Raw genomic sequence first — 23,694 nt, 5'->3', positions numbered from 1 at the left:
TTATTTACGTACTCAAACTACCAAATACGTACCCGTTGATCTTCAGGCAAGTACAACTTGTCATCTGGTTTAACATCAAAAGCTTTGTACCACGCATCGTGGTTACGTGGGGCAAGGGCGCGGTAACGACCGGGGGCATGGGTGCCTGCACGTAACTGAGTTAACATGCTTTGCTCGGTGCGCTTTTCTTTCCACACTTGAGCCCAGGCTAAAAAGAAGCGTTGATCGCCAGTAACGCCATCAATGACTGGGGCTTTTTTACCGTTTAAGCTTAACTTGTAAGCATGGTAAGCCATTGCGATGCCGCCCACGTCGCCGATGTTTTCACCTAGGCTGTTACGTCCGTTGACAAAGTTTTCTGGGATCGGCTCATATTTGCTGTATTGCTCAGCAAGCTTATCGGCTTTGGCATCAAAGGCGGCACGGTCTTCATCGGTCCACCAGTTACGTTGAATGCCATTCGCATCTGACTTAGAGCCTTGATCATCAAAACCATGACCCATTTCGTGACCAATTACTGCACCAATACTGCCATAGTTAACCGCGGCATCTGCGTTGGGATCAAAAAAGGGTGGTTGTAAAATAGCCGCAGGAAACACAATCTCATTAAATGAGCTGTTGTAATATGCATTCACCGTTTGCGGGGTCATACCCCAACGATTACGGTCGGTTTTTTGCAGTTCTTTCGCTACGCTGTCGGCTTGGAAGTATTGGCGTAAATTTTTAATGTCACCCACTAAATCATTTTTAGTTAGGGTTAAGCCATCAAATTGTTGCCATACATCTGGATAACCAATTTTAGGGTTAAATGCTGCTAGCTTAGCATGAGCATTAACTTTCGTATCATCGCCCATCCACTCTAAACCATCAATACGCTGACCCAATGCAGTGCGTAAGTTTTCGACTAATTCGGCCATTTGCTTTTTAGACGACTCAGGGAAATAACGCGATACAAACACTTTACCAATCGCAAAGCCTAATGATTGGGTGCCTGACATTTCTTCTACCGCGCGTTTCCAGCGAGGACGAGGTTGCTCTTGGCCAGTTAATTCTTTGCCATAAAAAGCAAAGTTAGTATTGAAAATGTCTTCTGACAGTAACCCTGCGTTATTAGTGACGGTGTGGAAGGTCAGATAGTCTTGCCATACGCTTAATGGCTGTTGGTTTATCAAGCCAATCATAGCCTTAACTGGCTCAGGCTCAGAGATATTGAGTTGTGGTACTTGGTAACCCGTTTGCGCAAAGTATAAATCCCAGTCAAATCCTGGGTATTGCTGAGCAAGATCTTCGCGTTTAACTTGGTTTAAGGTTAAGTCGCGATCACGGCGCTTTTCTCTAGGCCATTGGGCTTGTGCTATTTTAGTTTCGAGCACAAGAATGGCCTGGGCACGTTTTTCGCCGTCATTTATGCCAGCAAAAGCCAGCATTTTAGCGATATGATCCACATAAGCTTTGCGGATATTCACAAAGCGCTCACTCTCTTCTAAGTAGTATGAACGGTCAGGTAAACCTAAACCTCCGGCACCGAGAGTCATTTCATATTGATTAGGATCTAAACGGTTAAACCACATGCCTCCGTCAATCGGTGATGATGCACCGGTAAGCCAAGCCTCGCCGAAGACTTTAGTTAAGTCTTGAGTTGAGTTTATCGCGGCAATTTGATCTAAGGTACCTTTAATGGGCGTGATACCTAACTTATTGATGGTCTCGGTATCCATATAGGCATGATAAAAATCAGCAATTAATTGCTCTTCTGCAGTTAAGTCACTGCGACTGGCAATATCGTCAACAATCGCTTTGACTTGATGTTCACTGCGCTCAGCCAACGCATTAAAGGCGCCATAACGGGTTTTGTCGGCTGGCATGACAAAGTTGTCGTACCAAGTGCCACTTGAATACATAAAAAAGTCATCGCCAGGTTTAACCGCTTCATTACGCGCGGCTAAGTCTACCCCAAAAGTACCTAACTCTGCTTGAGCTGGTGCAGGTGAGGTCACGGTTGCAAGTTTAGTGTTATTTGTATCAGATACGCCACAACCCGTTAATAGTGCCGTTGTTAATCCAATCGCAATTAAGGATCTATTCATTGTTATCGTTTTCCTTAGCCAATGTGTTGACAGAATTATTTGCCAGGTTATCTTGAAAGATTGACAAAAAATGTCAATATTTGAATTGTTAGCAAATTTTAGTGACTGCAATATGAACATGGTTTTCACGCTTCAATAGCCAGCATGATGACGCTGATGGATAAGGTATAAGCGCTGACAATATTATCGGTGCCTCGCTAACGCTAACTAACCTCAGGTTATCTTTTGTTTCGTTGCATAGGTGATCCAGCGGCTACATACCATGCAATGAGTGACGTTGTCACAGCCTATTACTTTTTAATCAGAACTTAGTTAACCAGATCGTCATGCGGTCGCTTAATTAGGCAGTCGTTGCAGCGATTTATCAATTTCCTGAGCCAATTGAGCTAATAAATAGCTGTACGCGTTAACCAATTCAGCGGCTGTTGAGCCTGCCTCAGTCGTCGCCGCAAAATGTTGTCGTTCTATATGACGGTTTGATGGGATATCTATTAGTTCCCAATTAGCATTCATTCTGGCGTTGACGCCATCACGATTGAGACTGATGATTTTAATTTTTATGCTGTATTGAGGACGGTTATCTGCTCGCCAAGGAAACAATATCAAGTTACGACTGCGATCGCCTTGGCTAAGGTTAAGACGAATGACCCGACTAATGCCTTGGTCTAGTGGTTCAGCCCAATAGCTATTGGTGAATCTTTGCAAACTGCCATCTTCCCGCTGGTACACCACCTGAGTGAAGTTAAGATACTCAGCAATCTCGACTGGCCCAATACCAATATCACGATCTAAGCGTGTACTGCCCGCTTCAATTTGGCTGGGGATAGCCGTGAGCACAAAATACTGTTTCGTGGGTGAGCTTTGGCAGCCAAAAAGCAGACTAAGCGCAAGTAGGCAGGCTCCCCAATGAATTGACCACGACCCAAATTTCATGACGTTATTCTCCTAAAGGTATGGTTTTTTTGCCGCGGATGATGGCCTCAGGCTGTTCATCTAAGGTTTCGCTCAAACTGCGTAGTGATCGCGCGGCGCGGTGAATTTCTTCTAGCGTGTTATCTAACTTGATTAATAGCGGCGAATCTTGAGCAAGTGAATTACCCGCTTGGGATGTGAGCTGATTAATGCTTAATAATGTCTCGCGTAATGCCGTCAAACTGTGATCAAGTGATTGAATAACCTTAGGTTCATCTTGGTTCAATTGGACAAGTAGATTATCCAGTTTGACCAGAACTTCAGCACTATGTTGTCCTAACGTAGCCTGAGTCGTATCGATGTGAACAGCGGTGTTTTTGACTGCGTTAGCCGCACTGTCAAAGCTTTCCAGTGCCTGTTGTATTTGTCCGCTGGCAGCTATGTCGCTGAGTTGTTGGGCCAAATTATCAACATTATTGACTAAGCTTTTAAGGTTCAAAGATTGCAAATCTTTTGACAAGGATTCGAAATCAGTTTCTATGGTTGGCAGCTCTAATATGGCGTTGTTTCCACCATGAAACTGAGGCACAGTACTGGGATAAAAATCTAACTCAACATAGAGCAGCCCAGTTAATAAACTCTGATAATTCAACTGGGCACGTAAACCGTTATCGATGGCGTGGAAGAAAAACTCTTCGCCCACTTGAATACCCTTTAGATTGATGCGTTTCAACAACAAATTAGCATGAACAGCGGCGGTAATACCTTGGCTATTGTTATTGGGGAAATCGATACTGATATCGCTTATTTCACCGATCACAACCCCTTTTAACTTCACGGGGGCGCCCACCTGAAGCCCTTGGATTGAGTTGTTGAAAAACATCACTACGGGGGCTTTTTCGGCAAATATCCGTCCTCCAGAAAAGAATAACAGTGCAATAAACACTAAGATAATAGCGCCCAGAATAAAGGCACCAATCGCAAGAGGAAGTCGCTGGCTTTTACTCATGATGCCTCCACTTTGTCAGCACGATTGAGAAATTGTCGCACCCGAGGTTGGCTGCTGTTAAGTTTTAATTCTCTCGGATCGCCACAGTCGAGCATGGTATTGGTTTGATTATCCAGATACACACAGCGGGTGCCGATTGACAATATACTGGGCAGCTCGTGCGACACGATAATCACGGTCGAATCGAGTGCTTGGCAGATTTGCACTATTAAATGATCTAAGCGCATACAACTAATGGGGTCTAATCCTGCAGAGGGTTCATCAAAAAACAACAATTGTGGATCCAGTGCAATCGCGCGCGCCAACCCTGCGCGTTTGTGCATGCCGCCACTTAACTCGGCAGGATAAAATTTCTCGAACCCGGCTAAGCCAACTAATGCAAGTTTATAGGCCACGGCTTCAGCGATTTGCCGCTCCGAAAGGTCGGTATACAGTTGCAGCGGTAAAGCCACATTCTCAGCAAGTGACATACTGGAAAACAACGCCCCAGTTTGAAAGGTAATGCCCCAGTCTTTAAGCATAGCCACTTGCGCCGGTTCATCTGCGTCATAAAAGTTTTTACCTTGATAGCGTACTTCGCCCTTGAGCGGAGTTAACAGTCCTACCATTGATTTAAGCAAGGTCGTTTTGCCGCAACCACTTCCGCCAATGACAAAAAAGATATCATTCTTGTGAATGTCGAAGGTTAACTGTCGTTGCACTTCGGTAGTGCCATAACCGACACAAAGATTGCGAACACTGATAAAGGCATCATCAAGCATCATTAGATCCCTAATTTATCGAACAAAATATTAAGCGCGGCGTCAGAGACCACAAGAAAGACAATCGCCTTAACCACAGCGTTGGTGGTGGCTAAACCAACGGCATTAGAATCTCGACCGCAAAGAAGGCCTGCCTGACAACCCGCTATAGCAATCAGAAAGCCAAAAATGAGGCTTTTTATCAAACCGGTGGAAATGTCTACCCAATCGATCGCAATCTGGGTTTGCAAAATATATTGGGTGTAACTTACGCCCATGCCATTGGCAACAATCGCACCGCCGATCATGCCGATCACATCTGAATAAATACACATCAGTGGCATAATAAAAATCAATGCCAATAATCGAGGTAAAACCAGGAATTCCATGGTCGAAATGCCCATTACGCGCAGAGCATCAATTTCTTCATTGACCTGCATTGTGCCTAATTGCGCAGCATAAGCAGCCCCTGTTCTGCCAGCCATGATAACGCCTGTCATGAGCGCGCCCATTTCACGCACCATCCCGATAGCCACTAAATTTGCAACATACACCTGAGCCCCTAATTGCCGCAGCTGTACCGAGCCTAAATAGGCCAATATCATTCCCACAAGCAGGCTAATTAAGGTGACAATAGCCAGTCCTTTAGGTCCCGCTTGTTCTATAAAAAACACGATATCACTGCGACGAGTACTGGCTTTGCCTCTGAACCAACGACCCAATGCCAGTGAACTCTCGCCAACAAACACTAATCCGTCGTGTACTTGTAAACCTTGCACAATAAGCCAGCTACGTAAGGCTGCTAATAATCCGCCAATGGCAGCATCATTGGTTGCTTGATAAACAGGAACGTCGGTAGCAAGTTGTAGTAATTGCTGTAATCCTTGTGGGGTGTCTTTTACATTTAAGGCGATTTGTTGTTGTTCACACCAACGTGACAATTGTAATAAGGCAATGGCGAGACTTGAGTCCCAGTGCGACAACTCTGTGGTGATTAATGTGACGGAATGACAAACAGAGGGTAGCGTAGCGCAAATATCCGCGCCCAGTGGCGCTTGGCCCAATTGCCAATCACCCGTAAGATGCAGTGAACAGTTATCATCTTGCATATCAATGTGGAATGTAGCGAGTGTCATACTAGACCCCGAGCAAAGGGAAAAATAATGCTATTGGTTACGCTATACACGAACTAGGTTAATTCTTGTACTGATGATCAGTGTAGACCAATCACTCTGATTATATTTTGACCTTGAACATATTCTTTCATAAACAACAGATAAGGTTGCCGTGTAGCGGCGTCTAAAGTTCAATAAAAACCACTCCAATGCTTGAAAAGCACAGGGCATGGCGCAAGAAAAAATAAATAAACTTGCACCAACTAAATTTAGCGGTAAGATGTACTGTGTTTTTATACAGTACACGTTATAAGTGTGCGAGGTTGTCATATGCGCATTATTCCTATTGCAGCGAGTGCCGGTATTACTGGCTTTGAAAGCCCTGCAGCCGAATACCTTCAATTAGGCTTAAGTCTTGATGAGATATTAATCCAGCATCCCAGTTCGACTTTTCTTGGCTTAGCCCAGGGCGAGTCGATGCAAGGAGTGGGGATCTTCGATGGCGATTTATTGATTGTCGATCGCCATGAAACCGCGAAAAGCGGCGATGTGATTGTGGCTAATTTTAATGGTGAATTTGTGTGTAAAATTCTCGACATGCCACGGCGAATGCTAGTGTCATCGAATGAGCAATATTTACCAGTGACCATCTGCGACTATGATGATTTTAGTATTGAAGGCGTGGTGACCCGCTCAATTCGTTGTCATCGTCAAAGCCCACTGCTTGTAAGCAAATAAGAGTAGGTAAAATGTTTGCCTTAGTCGATGCCAATGCTTTTTATTGCAGTGCTGAACAGGTGTTTCGTCCTGATTGGCGTGGTAGACCGATGATTGTGCTCAGCAATAATGATGGCTGTATTGTGGCCGCTAATCGACATGCAAAAGAGGCTGGCATTCAAAAGTTTTTACCTTATTTTCAAGTTAAAGCCTTATGCGCCCAGCGCAATGTCATCGTTTGCTCATCTAATTATGAATTGTATGCCGATTTATCGGCAAAGATGATGGCAATAATAGGCCGTTTTGCCCCAGAGCAGCATGTGTATTCGATTGATGAAAGCTTTCTGTCTTTTAAGCATTGTTATCCCGCGATCAAATGCCTGCATACCCAAGGTCAGTTAATCCGCCGCGCGGTTTGGAAAGAAGCGCGCCTACCTGTTTGTGTTGGCATAGCCGAAACCTTGACCTTGGCTAAAATTGCTAATCACGCCGCTAAAAAAATCCAGGGATACCAAGGTGTGTGCGTTATCGAGACTATGCAGCAACGTACCGACATTTTAAAACAGTTGGCGGTTGCAGAAGTATGGGGAATTGGCAGGAAGATGAGTAACAAGCTTGCGTTAATCAATATTCGCAGCGCATTTGATCTCGCCTCTATGCCGCCCAGTCTTGCGAGAAAGCAGTTTAGTATTGAAATAGAGCGTACGGTGCGCGAGCTTAACGGCCAAGTGTGTAAACAATGGGATGAGGCGAGGGCTGATAAAAAGCAAATTTTCTCCACCCGCAGTGTGGGCGAGCGCATCACCGATTATGAGTCATTATTACAAGCGTTAAGTAAGCATGTTGGTATTGCGGCGCTCAAAGCGCGTCAGCAAGACTCCCATTGTAAAACCATGTTGCTGTTTGCGAGTAATTCCCCCCATGACGAACAGCCAGTAAGTTATAAAGTCATCGTACATTTTCCATGCCCAACCCATTGCAGCGTTGAGCTCACCAAAGCTATGACCCACGCTGCTCCAAGGCTATTTCGTCAAGGAGTACGCTATTACAAAATAGGCGTGGGCCTAGTTGATTTAGCCAGCGAGAAGCATTTTCAATTTGATTTATTTAATACCGCTAAGGTCACCCATGCGCTAATGCACACGCTAGATGGCATCAACCAACGCTACGGTCGCGACACTGTGTTTCTGGCCGCACAAGGGATAGAGCAAAAGTGGGCCATGCGCCGTGATTTACTAACACCTCAATATTCGACCCAATGGAAATGCTTGCCAAAGATAAAATGCTAAGGGGTTTTATTGGTTTTTTTATTCGTTTTTCATGATTAATGCCACTACAGAGCGAATAATCGCCCCGCTATTTTTATCGCAATAAGGTCAAGGGCACTAATGATTGTCAGTCAGATGTTTAGATAATTGATGTCGATATAAATAGTGCAACAGATCACAAACCCTAAATTAAAGCTGGCATATGCCATAAATAAGCGTATATATAGCATATGCTATTAACTGTAGTTTGGTTATACCAAGCGCTAAAATTCAGTTAACTATTAATGGGGCAGCCAAAAGCTATGTTAAGCCTATTTATCCCACCTCTTAACCCGAGTTGAAGTTACTTAAATCTGTGTGTTTTAAATTAATGGACGACTTAACTAATGGTAAAGCGTTGTTAATGCAAAATGCACATGAGGAGAAATGATGATTACCGCCATACCAATGAAAGACGAACATATTTCCAGCCATTTTAGCAAAGCTGATGAGGTGCTCTTTATTGACGATCAAGGTCAAGTGAAAGGGCGTTTTGCCAATCCTGCACTAACAGATGGATGTGAGGGTAAACAACAATTAGTCAGTTTGATACTGGCACATGGCGCTAATCGCGTGATCGTACGTAACATTGGCCAACAACTATTAGCTAAATTATTAAGTCGGCAACTGAGTGTTTTTCATGCTAAAAATGGTCGTACAGCAATAGACGATCTTGCCGGTGCTAATTTAGCTGACTGTGAGGAGTATACCGAGGCAAGTCAGGGACGCCCTTCATCTAAGCATATTGCTAAACAAGCGAATGGTGGTTGTTGTGATCATAATCATGCTGACGGAGAAGCGGGCAGTCACGATGGTCATTGCAGTGGATCAGAAATGGCGACAAAGAAACGTTGCTGCGGATCAGAAATGGGCACAGCAACCGCAACAATGAAAACGTGTTGCAATAAAAAGCATTCACTAATACATCAACATTAATGGTAACTATGGTTGATATTACGTCATTACAGCGCTGTTAGCTTTAGCTCATAGCGCTGTAATTTACGATATAAGGTCCGCACACTAATATTAAGCTTAATGGCTAATTCTGCTGGAGATCCTTGAAATTGCTGACAGACCTGAGAAAGATATGCGTACTCCACGTCATCGAGTGACATGAGTTCCGTTGCCGTTTTTAGTGTATTTTTGTTATCTGTCGATGTGTGGTTAGGTTGAACGCTTTCAGGTAAATCACTGCTGTGGATAATATCTTCGTTGGCAATCAGTGCCGATTGTTCAATAATATTTTTCAGTTCGCGAATATTACCTGGATATGCATAATGACTGAGCAGATTTAATGCGTTAGCCGAAAACCTTTTATGTTTGTATTCAGAGTACTTTATAAAATGATTTACGAGTCCTGGAATATCATCAAGGCGCTCACGCAACGAGGGTAAGTAAATGGGAAATCCGGCAATGCGGTAATACAGATCGCGTCTAAATTCACCTTTTTCAACCAAATCGAGTAAATTCTTATGGCTGGCGCTGACTAATCGAAAGTCGGAACGTTTTTGTTTTAATCCACCCACGGCGCGATAACATTGGGTTTCTAGCAACCTCAGCAGTTTAACTTGCATGTTCATCGGTACATCGCCAATCTCATCAAAGAATACCGTGCCGCCGTGGGCTATCTCAATCAGACCTTTTTTACTGGTGGTTGCCCCGGTAAAGGCTCCTTTCTCGTAACCAAATAACTCACTTTCGAACAGGTTTTCACTCAGGCCGGTACATTCAATAACCACAAAAGGTTTATCATTGCGGCTACTGGCTTGATGCACCGCTTTAGCGACGAGTTCTTTACCTGCACCGGTTTCACCTTGCAATAGCACCGCAATACTGGATTGAGATGCTCGGTTAATTCTGTTGAGCATTTGCTTAAACGGCGCAGATTGACCGACCATGGTGCCTTTTTTAGACTCTGTTGATGCATAATCAATGGCATCTAAAACCTCCAGATATCCCAATACCTTGCCACTGTTATCTTTAATGGGTTTCATTAAAATATCGCAATATGACTTACCGTGTGCAGTGCTATGAATATGCACGGCATTGGCAGCCCTTGCGGTACTCTGGCATTGTTGCAAAGGACACTCTTCACCGTGTTTATCACAAGGCTCATTACTGTGATGAGATATCTGATGGCATTTACTTTGGCCTAATATGACTTGTGTATCATACGTTTCTAAATAGGCTTGATTAACCGCATGTATAACATAATCTGGCGTAATAAATATTGCCGGTTTATCAATCGCGTTTATCATTGATTGCACAACAGTGGTGTTACTCATTTATCACTCTCGCTTACTGTACACATTAATCAGTTAATCTCTAAAGTGACATTATTAGCGCAATATTTGTCACTACAATGCCATATTTGTCAGTTCATAACCTAGCATGTGCCTCTCGCAAATATCAATGAATTTTAAGTGGCTGATTTTATATATTTTAAATTTGTCGGTGTAATATGGCACAAGCTTTGTATTGATCTTGCTATATGTTTTGTGATTGGACTCGGTCATAGGTTTTTTATAACCCTAAAACTCATTGAGATTAAACGATTTTAAATAGAGGAATAACAATAATGCGCTTAACACACAAACACACACAATCATTGATTAAGGCTAGCCAAATGGCCGGCTTAATCATGCTTATGAGCGTCTCGACGGTAGGACAAGCTGAATCATTAACCGAGCAGCAAGTGCTTGAACAACAGGCCAATCAACGAATTGCCGAATTTAGCCAAGCACTGAAAGGTCATTTAAAGACAGCCATTAAGCAAGGTGGATTAACCAACGCAGTGTCGGTGTGCCAAGCGGTAGCACCTGCAATTGCAGCAGAAAACTCAAAAGAGGGCTGGACACTTACCCGGACCAGTTTGCGAGTGCGTAATCCAGCCAATACGCCCGATGCTTGGGAGTTAACACAATTACAGCAATTTGAACGTGTTAATGCTTCAGGACAGCAAGCTGCTGATAAACCCATTGTGGCGAGTGAGTTTATCGTCAAAGATGGCAAAACACAGTTTCGTTATATGAAGGCGATACCAGCGCAACAATTATGCTTAGGTTGTCATGGTAGTAATATTAATCCTGAGCTGAGTACTTTGATTAACAAAACCTATCCTAATGATAAAGCAGTTAACTTTGCCCTCGGTGATATTCGCGGTGCGTTTTCATTACAAAAGGTTATCAATAATCAAGCCGCATCGGTTACAGCAACAACAAAGCCGTAATCAAAGCTGAAGTAATATAAGCGAAAGACCTAGAAGCGAGGACGCTGCGCGGCTTATAGCAAGAGCCTAGGACGCTTCGCTGCTAGGTGCTAAAGCAAACAGCACAGCGACCCATGGGCTGTTTATGGTGGTGGTTTACGTTAACATTATCCTGCCTTTACGATTCCTTATCAGTCATTTACAAAATGATGTTAACCATTATTGCTAATATTGATCTGAGACTTTATCTAACAAATGCATTGGGTATTTTGTTGGGAGTTAATTGTTATGAGTAAAATCCGTATTGATCCTTTTTATCATCATACTAGTCATGCTATTACCTATGTGGTGACCGATCTTGCTACTCGTCAAAGTGCGATTATTGATCCCGTTTTAGACTTCGATATGGCCTCTGGTACTATAAGTACATGTTTTGCCGATAACATCATTGATCATATCGATAAGCATGGATTTGAAATTGAATGGATTTTAGAAACTCATGCACATTGCGATCATATGTCTGCGGCGTGTTATATCAAGACCAAACGCGGGGGAACAACGGGGATTGGTGAGCACATTACTCAAGTCCAGCACACCGTTAAAAGATTGCTAAATCTCGATGAGAGCTTTCAGTGCAATGGCGAGCAGTTTGATCAACTGTTTACCGATAAAGAACTCATTAAATTGGGTCATTTAACTATTCACATTATGCATACACCCGGACATACACCTGCTTGTGTGAGCTATCTCATTGAAGATGTGATATTTGTCGGTGACACATTATCTACGCCAGAATGGGGTACTGTGAATACTGATTTCCCCAATAGCAGCACGACCACCTTGTATCATTCAATTAACAATATATTAGCGTTACCTAATTGTACTCGGGTGTTTATAGGGCATGATCCCCTTGGATACAAACGCCAAGATAATATATTTGAAACATCAGTGATTGCGCAGAAAAGGTATAACTGCGTTGTCGGCGGTAAAGTGACCCTCGCTGAGTTTGTTCAGCGACATCAACAACGCCACATTGATTCTGATATACCGCATCTATTGTTAGCGGCAATCCAAATTAATATTCGAGCAGGTAACATGCCACCAGCAGACCGTAAGGGTAACGCTTACCTTAAAATACCGCTTAACCAGTTGTCATAAATCGATTAGCCATTAGAAATCAGCAATCAGTCATGATTAATGAGCAATAAACCACAACATGCTGGTTTATGTTGGATGCATTTATACCTTATGAGGCACTAACGGAAATTCATCTTGTTGCCATTGCATCATGCCACCAGCGACAGACAATGGTTTGGTAAAGCCCATATTCTGTAATGATGCTGCGGCAAGTGCTGAACGACCACCCGTACGGCAAATAAGGTATATGTCTTTTTGAGCTAACTCAGTTAATGCTAATACCCATTCACAGTGATGACTCACCAAAGGATGTTCATGAATTTTCATCTCTAATACGCCACGAGGAAAATTTATTGCACCTTCTATGTGACCTGTCAGAAACTCTTCATGCTCACGAACATCAATGATCACCACATCTGGTTTACTCATCGCGGTATGTAATTCATGAGTACTCACTTCCCTAATATTCGCTTTGATTTCACTTATGTATTCTTGAGCTGTTTTCATGTGTACCTCGTGATATTAAATGATAGATTTTGATAACATAAATAGCGCCATCATGACTAAAAAGACGGCAAATATTTTTTGTAAAATGGCTTTGGGTAAATATTGGCTTATCCATTGACCTGCAATACTGCCGACAAGCCCGCCGGCAATCATGATGGCGATAACCGACCAATCAAATTCAAGTCCTTTGTTTGACAGCAAGCTGTAATATTTAACAAAGCCCACCAGTGAATTCATGGCAATAATCACCAAGCTGGTGCCTATTGCCAGCCACATTTCAATACCACCGAGCAAAACCAGTGCTGGGACAATTAAAAATCCACCGCCAACGCCAACAAATCCGGTCACGACACCGACAGCTAAACCTTGTGAGAGGATTTTAATGATATTTAGTTCACCCGCTTTACACCTGCTAGATTGATTACGCCACATCATGACGGCGCCAATGAGCATTAGCATGACAAACACCATTAGCTGTATGTCGCTGGTGACAAAGGTGCTGGTCCATGCACCTAAATAAGTACCCGCCATGCCGGGTAAACCAAATAAAAATACATGAGGCCAAGAGACCTTTTTTTGCTTAATAAAACCAATACTACTGATTAAACTTATCGCTCCTACGATGCATAATGATGAAGCAATGGCTAACTCGGCTTGCATACCAATAAGGTATAGCAACACCGGAACCGTAAGAATTGAGCCTCCAGAGCCTAAAACACTTAACACGAAACCAATTAATAATGCGCCAATGATTGCTTGTATCATCTTGATTACTCTTAGGCTTAAAGGATATTAATGGGTATTTTTAAATACACAGTGCCGTTGTCTTCAGCCGCTGGTAGTTGCCCTGCGCGAATGTTGACTTGAATCGCTGGCAATATCAGCCTTGGCATGGTTAATGTCGCGTCTCGTTGTTGACGAAGTGCCACAAAATCTGCTTTTTTCATGCTGTCGTTAACATGGATATTGTGTTTTTTTTGTAGGCTTACTTGGGTTTTAAATTGGTGGTCACGGCCCTCGGTCGGGTAGTCATGACACACATAAATATCGGTGGTTTCAGGAAGGCTGAATAATGTCTGAATTGAATCGTATAAGGTATTGGCATCACCACCAGGGAAATCGCATCTGGCGGTACCCACATCAGGCATAAAAATAGTGTCGCCAACAAAAGCCGCTTGCTCATTAACGATATATGCTAGATCGGCTGGTGTATGGCCCGGTGTGTGCATAATGCGAATCGTCATATCACCCACTTTTAGGCGGTCATTATGTTTAAATAACCGGTCAAATTGGTTGCCATTAGGCAAAAAACCTGGCTCTAGATTAAAAATCGTTTTAAAGGTGTCTTGTACTTGAGTGATGTGTTCACCAATACCAATTTGGCCCGCTATTTTGTCACGCAGAAAACTGGCGGCAGATAAATGGTCTGCATGGGCGTGGGTTTCCAATATCCATTTAACCGTCAATTTCTGGCGGTTAATCCAATGTAAAACACGTTGCACACTGCGGGTATCAGTGCGGCCCGATTTATAATCAAAATCTAAAACAGGGTCAATAATCACTGCATATGAGGTCGCATTATCGGCTACGACATAAGTAAATGTTTCACTGTCTTCATCTAAAAACTCATGCACACTAAACGTCGAATTCATCACAAACCTCCTATATAAATGATGCACAAGGACTCGCGCCCCTGTGCTGGTAAAGGCTTAAAGCGACTTTTTACTAAAGTACCAATCTGTGTATTTAAACCCTTGGCTTAAACGGGCCTTGGCTTCTGCTGTGGTGGCTGGTGGGGGGACTATCACGTCATCACCAGGCTGCCAGTTTTCTGGGGTGGCAACGCCATTGGCGTCACTGGTTTGCAATGCTTTGACTAATCGAACAAATTCATCGATAGAGCGGCCATTACTCATTGGGTAATACACCATGGCACGTAAAATACCCTCAGGATCAATAATGAAGGTCGCGCGGACGGCCGCGGTATCACTCGCACCGGGTTGGATCATGCCGTAGGCTTTAGCCACTTCCATTGATAAGTCGGAAATAATAGGGAAGGTAATTTCAACACCGAAGTTTTCTTCAATATTCCGTACCCAAGCGATGTGTGAATGAATACTGTCGATGGATAAACCTAATAATTCGGTATTAAGCTGGGCAAATTCTTCTGCACGTTGGGCAAAACCGATAAACTCTGTAGTACAAACAGGCGTAAAATCAGCCGGATGAGAGAACAATACTAGCCACTTGCCTTTATAGTCAGTGAGTGAACGCATGCCATGTGTGGTCTTGGTATTAAATGCCGGAGCGGGTCGGTTTAATTGTGGAAAAGAAACAATAGAATCAGTCATGTTATTACTCCAAAAAAGTGGTTAAGTTAATCCAAATCTAATCTATAAAGTAGATTGCGAACATACTTAGTAATAGCAATAGCTGGGCCAACATCAGTCAGATTAAAATAAAAATAACAATACTTATTAAGCTTATGATTATAAACAGTTTAATGTTTTTATATTTAATTTTAACGTCATAGTTTTATTAAGGAAATCATAAATTGTCATTTTATTGTGTCAAATATGACATAAGCGACAAAACTGACTGTGTTAATTGTCGCTGTGGGTCGAAGAGTATTGCTACAAATGCTATTAGTGGTGAATTGAGGCATGAACAAACAAGGCGTATGCGCGAATATCTTCACTAAAGAGAGCCAGAACAAGGTTAGGGCAGCGTGCAAACGACTCAGAACATCATCTGGTGTAACTTAACATCGCATTTTATGAATTAAAGATAGCATCAGCGAAAGAGAGAAAGTATTGCTGATGCTATTGAATATAATTTAATTAAGTCGACAGGGTTATACAAGGACGTTTGTAACGTTATCTCATATTATCCAAAAACTTGATTTAATAGCGCTGTTGGTTTGCTTGTGTTGCGTTATCGATTATTCACGTAGAACAAATAACCTTTAGTAGTGCAGCTTAAATATCCAGTTAAGTAACCACTAAATAATCAATGAAATTTGCTAGTCAACAAGTAAGGGACTGAATTTGGCTAACTCAGCTGCATTACGTACCTGGAGCTTTTTAATTATTTTTGAACGGTGAACCTCTATGGTTCGCAACGATACAAACAGAATATCTGCCATTTTCTTATTGGTTTTTCCATCAATTAATAGATGTAGCACCTGATTTTCTCTTTCGGTTAGGGTGCTGTAACGTTGCCTTAATTGCATTGCTTCAAATGTGTATTTGCTAGTAGCTAATGCTTTCTCTATTGCACTAACAAGCTCTATTCCTTTTACCGGTTTTTGAAAAAAATCACAGGCACCTTGTCTAAATGCCTGAACCGCCATCGGCAGATCACCATGGCCGGTCAGAAAAATAATCCCTAACGGACTTTTACCTTTGACGAGTGTTTGTTGCAATTCTTGGCCGGTGATTTCCGGCATTTTACTGTCAACAATAAGACAGCCTGGCTGAGATATATCACTATTGGCAAGGAATTGATTAGCTGATGGGTATATTTGTAAGTTGAAACCGTATTGCAAAAGCATAAATTGCATTGAATCAAGGATCGCGAGGTCATCATCAACCATAAAAATATTGTTTAAATTCGGCATTTGGCTATAAGTTATTTAAGCATAAGTTAATTGATTATAAATACAGTGTAATCCTTGTTATAGATTGAGCAAATTGTAGATGAGTTTTTTGTGCGACACGCAACTTTTTTGTTTCTATAACTGCATTAAACTAGCCTTTATTGTGCTGTATTGACATTGATTTAGGTGAAGCTTACTGATGCGTTTTGGACTGTTATTATGGTTTATATTGGTTTTTCTGTTGGTTCATTCAACAGCAACGTTTGCACTGTCTGCCAAAATTGCGCCAGTCGCTCAACAGCAAGCTGCAAATGAAGATCCTGTTCAGGTCCATTACCGTGTTGCGGTATTAGCCAACTATGGTGTGGCTAAAAGCATACAACGCTGGCAGCCATTAATGACCTATTTAACCAAAAGAGTAAAAAACGCCAGTTTTGAAGTGGTGCCCTTAGATTTTAATCATATGAATGATCAGTTACTTAATGGTCAGGTGCAATTTGTCGTCACCAATCCTGGGCATTACTTTAATATGAGTAGTGATTTTCCTATTTCGTGGTTAGCCACAATGAAAAGCAATCAGCATAATGGCAGTACTTTTGCGATTGGGGCGACCATTATTGTTCGCAGTGAAAGTCCATATAAGACTCTTGAAGATTTGTCTGGGCATTCCGTGGTGGCCAGTGACCCTAGTGCATTAGGCGGTTATCAAGCCGCAATAGGGTTAATTAATTCCAAGGCTTATTCGACAAATAACTTTTTCGGTAAAGTGACTTTTCTCGGTTTTCCATTAGAGCCGTTAATTTACCAAGTCCGTGATGGCACCGCGGATATTGCCATTACCCCATTCTGTACTTTAGAGCAGATGGTTAGAGATGGCTACATTAATGCTGCCGATTATAGAGTCATCAATGATGTCACACCAGAAGGTTATGAATGTGCAGTGAGTACGCATCTATATCCTAATTGGTCGTTTGCCTCGTCAGATGCTGTGCCATTAAAAGTGAGAACCGATATTACTCGCGCATTGCTTTCAGTCAGTGCGACTCATCAAGCTTCAATTGTGGGTCAAAATCGAGGTTGGGCAGCACCCATTAGCCAATTTCAAGTGGTGAAGTTATTTAAAGAACTTGATATAGAGTCCAATAAAATGCCGGTTTATTTACAAGTTTGGCAATGGATTAAACTGAATCAAAAGTGGGGCTTTGGTTTATTAGGTTTATTTGTTATCGCAACAATTTATCACTTATGGCTGGAATATAGGTTTAGACAAAAGAGTGAAAATTTATTAAGCAGTGAACGACAATTAAAAAACAAAGCATTGCAATTAGAGCGTTTACAAAGTGCAGCCATTTTGGGCGAGATAGGTGCGGGCTTAGCCCACGAGCTTAACCAACCTATTGCTGCGATAACACAATATAGTGAAGGAGGTATGATTGAGCAGGCCAATAATACTGGGGAAGATTCTAAACAGTATCAGTTGCTCGATAAAATACACCAACAGTCGATTCGTGCCGGTGAAATAGTCCATAGAATAAGAGGCTTGTTGCAACGAAAGAACGCTGAAGCGACCGAGTTTTATGTACACGAACAATTAATGATATGCCTAGAGTTACTCGAGCATGAGTTTAAAATTCATAATATTAAACTCAACACTCAACTCACTAGTACTGACATCAAATTAACCGGCGATAAGGTGGGCTTCTGCCAAGTATTAATTAATGTGTTAAAAAATGCTGTTGATGCCATGTCAGAAAGAGGTTTCTCAGCAAAAATCCCTAACCGGATTAGGATTGATTCATATATTGTTGACCATAGATTGAAATTGAAAATTTATGATAACGGTATTGGTTTGAGCTGCTCTGCAGATGATTTTAAAACGAGCTTTTTCTCCACTAAAGAAAACGGTTTAGGCTTAGGTCTCGCCATTTGCAATGATGTCATTATGCAGTTTGGTGGCAAAATAAATTTATCCAAATGTAAAGATGATCCAGATTCAGCTTGGCAAATGGGTTGTCGGGTATTAATCGATATACCGTTAAATAACTCTGCTAATTAGCCTATTAAGAATTCGTCTTCCGCTTTTATATACTCTCGTAATATGTTGCTATCTCTTTAATTGCGCGCTGAAACCGTGATATCAATCAAATGATTATCTTCGATGTGGTTTACCACAATATCCTTAAGTTATTGGTCGGTTAACAATCTGTTTAGCGATGGTGCTTATTAGTTTATAAGTTTTGATAAGTTCCATTAATCATACGTTAACCGTAATAACTTCGCACCTCGTCGAAGGTTAAGAGGCAATCATGATTGAGTTAAATCGGCGTCATTTTTTGAAGGGAGCTGGGGTCAGTGGTGCATCTTGTGCGCTAGCAAGTATTCTTCCTGGTTCACTGGCAGCATTAGAAAAACAACCTCTCAAAGGTGTTTCCTCTGAAGTGGCCAGTATTTGTGAGATGTGTTCCACTCGGTGCCCTATAAAAGCGCGCATAGTTGATGGGAAAAATGTCTTTATTACCGGCAATAAAGAAGCCAAATCATTTGGCGGCAAGGTCTGTGCCAGAGGTGGCGCAGGTCATAGTTTACTTTACGATCCACAGCGGATTGTTAATCCATTGAAGCGTGTTGGTGAACGTGGCGCGGGTGAATGGATTGAGATTTCTTGGGCTGATGCTTATAAAGAAATTGCAACCAAAATGAACCAAATTAAACAACAATATGGTGCAGAAACCATTGCGTTCTCATCTAAGTCTGGTTCGCTTTCTGGTCATATATTTCATCTGGCTGAAGCATTCGGTTCGCCAAACACATTTACCCATGCTTCAACCTGTCCAGGAAGTTATGTGGTGGCCGCTAAGGCGATATTTGGCACCAAAATGAAGCGCGATTTGAGTAATTCTAAATACATTATTAACTTTGGTCATAACCTTTATGAAGGCATCAATATGTCTGAAACCAGAGGAATGATGCAAGCGCAAATGGATAAAGGCGCTAAATTAGTCGTATTCGAACCACGTTTTTCCATTGTGGCCGACAAAGCAGATGAATGGCATGCGATACGTCCTGGTACTGATGTGTCAGTTGCTCTGGCGCTATGTCATGTTTTAATTTATGACAACTTATACGACCGTGATTTTATCGAAAAGTTTGTAGTGGGTTTTGATGAGTTCGCTGCAGAGGTCGAGCAATACACGCCAGAGTGGGCCGAAACTATTTCAGATGTTTCTGCTAGTGCCATTCGCCGTATCGCTCACGAATATGCTAGCCATGCGCCACATGCGGTTGTCGACTTTGGTCATCGCGCTACTTTTACCCCTGAAGAATTCGATATGCGCCGTGCGTTATATGCTGCCAATATATTAATTGGCAACATTGAACGTAAAGGTGGTTTGTACATGGGTAAAAAAGCACCCGGCTACAATAAATTTGCCGGTGAAAATATCGCCCCAGTATTAGCTAAACCGGGTGTTGAAGGTATGCCTAAATCTTCAGCAATTCGTATTGACCAGGTTGAAAAGCAATACGCAATGATGTGGTCTTCAGGGGGGATTTATCAAACCATATTGGATGCAACGTTAGAAGCAAAACCCTATCAACTAAAAGCATGGGTGATGAGCCGCACTAACCCTATGCAGACTCTTACAGACAGGGCCAAAGTAGAGCAAACGCTTAAAGCGTTAGATTTAGTGGTGTCGTGCGATCTTTATATCAGCGAAACCGCAGCCTATGCAGACTATATTTTGCCTGAGTCAACCTACCTTGAACGAGATGAAGAAATACAAGATAAATCAGGCAAAAATCCTGCTTATTATGTGCGCCAACGTGTTGTTGAAACTATTGGGAATACACGCCCAAGCTGGCAAATATTCAAAGAGTTAGGCCAGTCTTTGGGACTTGATAAATTTTATCCTTGGGAAAATATGCAAACGTTGCAATTAATGCAGCTTAATCGTGACCATAGCTTATTGGAAAACATCAAAAAAATGGGTTATGTCAGTTATGGTAAGCCATTGATGCTGCGTGAACCTGAGATGGTTGCAGCGTTCGTTAAGGCTTTTCCAAACGCGAGAAGTGTTGATGAAGATGGCTGCTATGCAACGGCAATGAAGTTCAAAACCCCCAGTGGAAAAATTGAATTAACATCGCAAAAAATAGAAGACATGGCACCTGGCCGAGGCGTGATTAAGCATCGAAATGTGCAACTAAAGCAAGCTGACGAGTTTTATTTTATCCAAGGTAAGGTTGCCGTACATACCAACGGCGCAACACATAATGTGCCAATGCTGGCCAACCTTATGTCTAACAACGCAGTTTGGATCCATCCATTAACCGCTGGACGATTAAATATCCACAGTGGCGATGCCATTCAATTAATCAGCAGTGTTGGCAGTGAAGAAGGAACCGCTTTAGTGACTCCGGGCATTCGCCAAGACACGGTATTTGCATACATGGGCTTTGGCTCTAAAAACAAAGAGCTGGTAAGGGCAACAGGAAAAGGTATCCATTGTGGCAATCTGCTTCCGAATGTCATTGCGCCCATTTGTGGCATGAATTTACATACCACTGGTGTCAAGTTGGTAAAAATTTAGCCGGTAAATAATAGATTTGGAATCTCCTATGAATAAACGATATGTCATGGTGCATGATGAAAACAAATGCATCGGCTGCCAAGCTTGTAATATAGCTTGTCGAAGTGAAAACAACGTACCCGAGGGTGTCACACGCTTGCAGGTTAGGGTGGAAGGGCCTTTTGGTGAAGCTCCTCATCTACATTTTAAATATAATCGCGTGTCCTGCCAGCAATGTGAAAATGCACCGTGTGTAAGTGTTTGCCCAACAGGAGCGGCTTATATTGATGAAAATGGATTAGTGTCAATTCATAATGATAAGTGCGTCGGTTGTCAGTATTGCGTGGCGGCATGTCCCTATAAAGTCCGCTTTATCAATCCAATCACCAAGGCTGCAGACAAGTGTAACTTCTGTAAAGACACTCGCCTAGCCAGAGGTGAGCAACCCGCCTGCGTCACAGCATGTCCAACAGATGCGTTGTATTTTGGTGATGCTAACGATAGTCAAAGTGAGGTTGCACTATTACTTAATACTAAAATAACCTATCAAGAAAAAACTCACTTAGGCACTAAGCCTCGTGTGTATCGTATTCCAACTAAACGAGGAGGGATTGAGTCATGAATAATACATGGGGCGATATGGCGCAATATGATCCGGTGACATGGAACTGGGTTATCGCAGTCTACTTATTTATGGCCGGTTTATCAGCAGGTAGCGTACTCATTGGTATTGGTATGCGTTGGTACAGCCGTGATAAGCAAACTGAAAGTCCAATATTAAAAGCTGCAGCGCTAATTGGACCGGTGGCAATCAGTTTAGGTTTAGCTTGCTTGGTGTTTGATTTAACTAAACCGTTTCATTTCTGGCTGATATTAGTTAATTATAACTTCCAGTCTGTTATGGCAATAGGTGTTGCAGCGTTATTGGCATATTCACCACTGGGTATCGCCTATGCGCTAATCGTGCTTAAGGATGATTTACCTAAGTGGAAGCTGGGTTTCTTATCCGGCATTGCCGATTTGCTAATGCCGTTCCGTAAGATTATTGAAGTATTGCTATTCATCCTTGCTATTGGGGTTGGCGCATATACTGGCTTTTTAATCTCGGCGATGAATGCTTATCCAATGCTCAACACTGCGGTATTACCTGCACTATTTTTAGTGTCGGGATTATCAGCAGGAGCAGCTGCTAACCTTGTGGTGGCGTTATTGATGTTTAACACCGATACCCATAGCCCTGAAGTTGCCAAAATGCACCGCATTGAGTTACCGGTTATCATTGCTGAAATGATGTTTCTAGTGATGCTGTTTAGCGCACTCTATTTCACTGGCGGTTCAGCCGCTACTGCGTTAGCATCGTTAAATACCGGTATTTGGGCAAGCGTGTTTTGGATTGGGGTGGTTGGAATTGGCTTCGCTATTCCATTATTGGCAATGCTATTACCTTCGAGCGCTCGCCACAGTAAAGCCTTAATGTTGACCGTGGCATGTTGTAGTTTGACCGGGGTGTTAGCCCTTCGTCACTTCATTGTCTATGCTGGTCAAAGCTATATTAGTTAGAGAAATACGCTAGCTTAACGTGTAGAAAGTGTGCTTCATTTAACTTCCTCTCGGACTTGTCTGAGAGGAAGTTTTTTATGGGTAATACAAAAACGCTTATTTCAACCGCTATGACTGAAACGTTCGGCTGTTGCTGAAGATCTAACCCGTCTTCTGGATGAAATGTAAACCATATCAGTTAGCAATGTGAAGCGGGTCTTGATTGTGGTTGTGTAGCCTATACTGCAGGCTAATTTACGTTTATATTTTGCAAACAAATGCACCACTTATCAGGGGCAATACGCTAATGGATTTGGCTAAACTTTCCCGTATCAGCATGAAACATTTAATCACTTTACATGTGATGCTTGATACCCTCAGTGTAACCGCCAGTGCAGAACGGTTATGCTTAAGCCCATCGTCGGTCAGTAAAACCTTGAGTCAGTTAAGAGAAAGCCTGAATGATGAATTATTCTATCGACATGGCAACTCACTTATTGCCACCCCCTTAGCGCGAAGGTTAGGCCCAAGCGTGCAGCAAATGATCAATGATATAAACCATATCATGAGCCAAGATGTGTTTACTCCTGCCGATTATCAGGGGCGATTTTCACTCGCCATGCGAGAAAGCACCTTTGAACTGCTGGCCGCCAAAATAAGCGCTCATATTCTCAATTTGGCGCCCAATATCCATTTAGATATTTACAGTAAAGACAATATTGGTTTTGACGGGCTACTAAAGGGCTCGTTAGATTTTATCATTTTACCCCATGACCTAAGTCAACCGACTAATATAGACGAAGACTTAAAATGGGAAACCTTGATAAATGATGAGATGGTTTGCTTAATGAATTCATCACACCCATTAGCTTTGCAGCAAGACATCAGCCTCGATGACTATTTGCATTTTAGTCACATCGGCATCACAGATACCGACCTAAGCACGCCGTATTTTGATATTTTGCTGGCTCAGCAATCCAAAAAGCGCGCCGTACCCATTTCGGTGGCAGACTTTGGCAGTGCAGCGCTAATGTGCCATCACAGTGAACTGCTATTTACGTGCTCGCGCCGCTGGGCGTCAATGGCCAAACAAGCCCAAGGATTGATCATTAAAACATTACCCATAGATTACGGCAAAGTGGCTTATAGTCTTGTTTGGCATCGCCAGAGTATGAACGACCCTGCGCACCGCTGGTTGTATGAGCAAATATTGCTGTGCAGTCGCTAAGCTGAATTAAATGCGCTTAGTT

General features: G+C 42.5%; 21 protein-coding genes. 10 read left to right on the top strand and 11 right to left on the bottom strand.

What is annotated here, in order from left to right; translation table 11 throughout:
- Positions 1 to 17: 17 nt before the first annotated feature.
- The 5 genes from AAEZ02_RS09790 to AAEZ02_RS09770 form a co-directional block, all read right to left on the bottom strand.
- Entirely contained in the window at positions 18 to 2,087 is a 2,070-nt protein-coding gene (locus tag AAEZ02_RS09790; protein ID WP_124011462.1) for a M13 family metallopeptidase, read from the bottom strand.
- Positions 2,088 to 2,423: 336 nt separating this feature from the next.
- Complete coding sequence (locus AAEZ02_RS09785; protein ID WP_124011461.1) at positions 2,424 to 3,020, bottom strand: PqiC family protein; 597 nt, start codon at positions 3,018 to 3,020, stop codon at positions 2,424 to 2,426.
- 4 nt (positions 3,021 to 3,024) lie between these two features.
- Positions 3,025 to 4,008, bottom strand: coding sequence for an MlaD family protein (locus AAEZ02_RS09780; protein WP_124011460.1), 984 nt, complete (start codon positions 4,006 to 4,008; stop codon positions 3,025 to 3,027).
- Positions 4,005 to 4,769: an ABC transporter ATP-binding protein gene (locus AAEZ02_RS09775; protein WP_124012107.1), complete on the bottom strand. Its 765-nt coding sequence runs from the start codon at positions 4,767 to 4,769 to the stop codon at positions 4,005 to 4,007. Before AAEZ02_RS09775 ends, AAEZ02_RS09780 begins: the two co-directional genes overlap by 4 nt.
- A 2-nt stretch (positions 4,770 to 4,771) precedes the next feature.
- Positions 4,772 to 5,884: an MlaE family ABC transporter permease gene (locus tag AAEZ02_RS09770; RefSeq protein WP_124011459.1), complete on the bottom strand. Its 1,113-nt coding sequence runs from the start codon at positions 5,882 to 5,884 to the stop codon at positions 4,772 to 4,774.
- A gap of 309 nt (positions 5,885 to 6,193) precedes the next feature.
- On the opposite strand from AAEZ02_RS09770, the gene AAEZ02_RS09765 reads away from it, so the two are divergent.
- The 3 genes from AAEZ02_RS09765 to AAEZ02_RS09755 all read left to right on the top strand — a co-directional run bounded on the left by AAEZ02_RS09765 (position 6,194) and on the right by AAEZ02_RS09755 (position 8,823).
- On the top strand, positions 6,194 to 6,601 hold the full coding sequence (locus AAEZ02_RS09765) for a LexA family protein (protein ID WP_101031607.1): 408 nt from the start codon (positions 6,194 to 6,196) through the stop codon (positions 6,599 to 6,601).
- An 11-nt stretch (positions 6,602 to 6,612) separates the two neighbouring features.
- Complete coding sequence (locus AAEZ02_RS09760; protein WP_124011458.1) at positions 6,613 to 7,869, top strand: Y-family DNA polymerase; 1,257 nt, start codon at positions 6,613 to 6,615, stop codon at positions 7,867 to 7,869.
- A 408-nt stretch (positions 7,870 to 8,277) separates the two neighbouring features.
- Positions 8,278 to 8,823 carry a NifB/NifX family molybdenum-iron cluster-binding protein gene (locus AAEZ02_RS09755; protein ID WP_101031603.1) on the top strand — a complete coding sequence of 182 codons (546 nt, stop codon included), beginning with the start codon at positions 8,278 to 8,280 and terminating at the stop codon, positions 8,821 to 8,823.
- Between the two features lie 26 nt (positions 8,824 to 8,849).
- Here AAEZ02_RS09755 and AAEZ02_RS09750 read toward each other — a convergent pair whose 3' ends face one another.
- Complete coding sequence (locus tag AAEZ02_RS09750; RefSeq protein WP_351088490.1) at positions 8,850 to 10,172, bottom strand: sigma-54 interaction domain-containing protein; 1,323 nt, start codon at positions 10,170 to 10,172, stop codon at positions 8,850 to 8,852.
- A 293-nt stretch (positions 10,173 to 10,465) separates the two neighbouring features.
- Here AAEZ02_RS09750 and AAEZ02_RS09745 point away from each other — a divergent pair, with 293 nt between their 5' ends.
- On the top strand, positions 10,466 to 11,116 hold the full coding sequence (locus AAEZ02_RS09745; RefSeq protein ID WP_124011456.1) for a Tll0287-like domain-containing protein: 651 nt from the start codon (positions 10,466 to 10,468) through the stop codon (positions 11,114 to 11,116).
- 267 nt (positions 11,117 to 11,383) lie between these two features.
- Positions 11,384 to 12,253 (top strand): MBL fold metallo-hydrolase, encoded by an 870-nt coding sequence (locus AAEZ02_RS09740; RefSeq protein WP_101031599.1) that lies wholly within the window; start codon positions 11,384 to 11,386, stop codon positions 12,251 to 12,253.
- A gap of 81 nt (positions 12,254 to 12,334) precedes the next feature.
- Here AAEZ02_RS09740 and AAEZ02_RS09735 read toward each other — a convergent pair whose 3' ends face one another.
- The 5 genes from AAEZ02_RS09735 to AAEZ02_RS09715 all read right to left on the bottom strand — a co-directional run bounded on the left by AAEZ02_RS09735 (position 12,335) and on the right by AAEZ02_RS09715 (position 16,358).
- Positions 12,335 to 12,739, bottom strand: coding sequence for a rhodanese-like domain-containing protein (locus AAEZ02_RS09735; RefSeq protein WP_124011454.1), 405 nt, complete (start codon positions 12,737 to 12,739; stop codon positions 12,335 to 12,337).
- 15 nt (positions 12,740 to 12,754) lie between these two features.
- Positions 12,755 to 13,504: a sulfite exporter TauE/SafE family protein gene (locus AAEZ02_RS09730; protein ID WP_206191805.1), complete on the bottom strand. Its 750-nt coding sequence runs from the start codon at positions 13,502 to 13,504 to the stop codon at positions 12,755 to 12,757.
- A gap of 17 nt (positions 13,505 to 13,521) precedes the next feature.
- Complete coding sequence (locus AAEZ02_RS09725; protein WP_351077688.1) at positions 13,522 to 14,391, bottom strand: MBL fold metallo-hydrolase; 870 nt, start codon at positions 14,389 to 14,391, stop codon at positions 13,522 to 13,524.
- A gap of 57 nt (positions 14,392 to 14,448) precedes the next feature.
- Positions 14,449 to 15,090 carry a peroxiredoxin gene (locus AAEZ02_RS09720; RefSeq protein ID WP_124011452.1) on the bottom strand — a complete coding sequence of 214 codons (642 nt, stop codon included), beginning with the start codon at positions 15,088 to 15,090 and terminating at the stop codon, positions 14,449 to 14,451.
- A 671-nt stretch (positions 15,091 to 15,761) separates the two neighbouring features.
- Positions 15,762 to 16,358, bottom strand: coding sequence for a response regulator transcription factor (locus AAEZ02_RS09715; protein WP_101031591.1), 597 nt, complete (start codon positions 16,356 to 16,358; stop codon positions 15,762 to 15,764).
- 178 nt (positions 16,359 to 16,536) lie between these two features.
- Here AAEZ02_RS09715 and AAEZ02_RS09710 point away from each other — a divergent pair, with 178 nt between their 5' ends.
- The 5 genes from AAEZ02_RS09710 to AAEZ02_RS09690 all read left to right on the top strand — a co-directional run bounded on the left by AAEZ02_RS09710 (position 16,537) and on the right by AAEZ02_RS09690 (position 23,672).
- A complete protein-coding gene (locus AAEZ02_RS09710) occupies positions 16,537 to 18,393 on the top strand; it encodes a sensor histidine kinase (RefSeq protein WP_124011451.1) in 1,857 nt (618 codons plus the stop codon).
- Positions 18,394 to 18,643: 250 nt separating this feature from the next.
- Positions 18,644 to 20,926, top strand: coding sequence for a thiosulfate reductase PhsA (gene phsA / locus AAEZ02_RS09705; protein ID WP_351122887.1), 2,283 nt, complete (start codon positions 18,644 to 18,646; stop codon positions 20,924 to 20,926).
- Between the two features lie 28 nt (positions 20,927 to 20,954).
- Positions 20,955 to 21,527 carry a 4Fe-4S dicluster domain-containing protein gene (locus AAEZ02_RS09700; protein WP_124011449.1) on the top strand — a complete coding sequence of 191 codons (573 nt, stop codon included), beginning with the start codon at positions 20,955 to 20,957 and terminating at the stop codon, positions 21,525 to 21,527.
- A complete protein-coding gene (gene nrfD / locus AAEZ02_RS09695) occupies positions 21,524 to 22,465 on the top strand; it encodes an NrfD/PsrC family molybdoenzyme membrane anchor subunit (RefSeq protein WP_101031583.1) in 942 nt (313 codons plus the stop codon). Before AAEZ02_RS09700 ends, nrfD begins: the two co-directional genes overlap by 4 nt.
- Before the next feature lie 286 nt (positions 22,466 to 22,751).
- Positions 22,752 to 23,672 (top strand): LysR family transcriptional regulator, encoded by a 921-nt coding sequence (locus AAEZ02_RS09690; RefSeq protein ID WP_101031581.1) that lies wholly within the window; start codon positions 22,752 to 22,754, stop codon positions 23,670 to 23,672.
- Positions 23,673 to 23,694 lie beyond the last annotated feature (22 nt).

This window comes from Shewanella sp. T24-MNA-CIBAN-0130, from assembly GCF_040310185.1.
Taxonomy (GTDB): domain Bacteria; phylum Pseudomonadota; class Gammaproteobacteria; order Enterobacterales; family Shewanellaceae; genus Shewanella; species Shewanella psychromarinicola.
The sequence above is the reverse complement of the archived record's forward strand: the minus strand, read 5'-3'. Positions and strand labels throughout refer to the sequence as shown.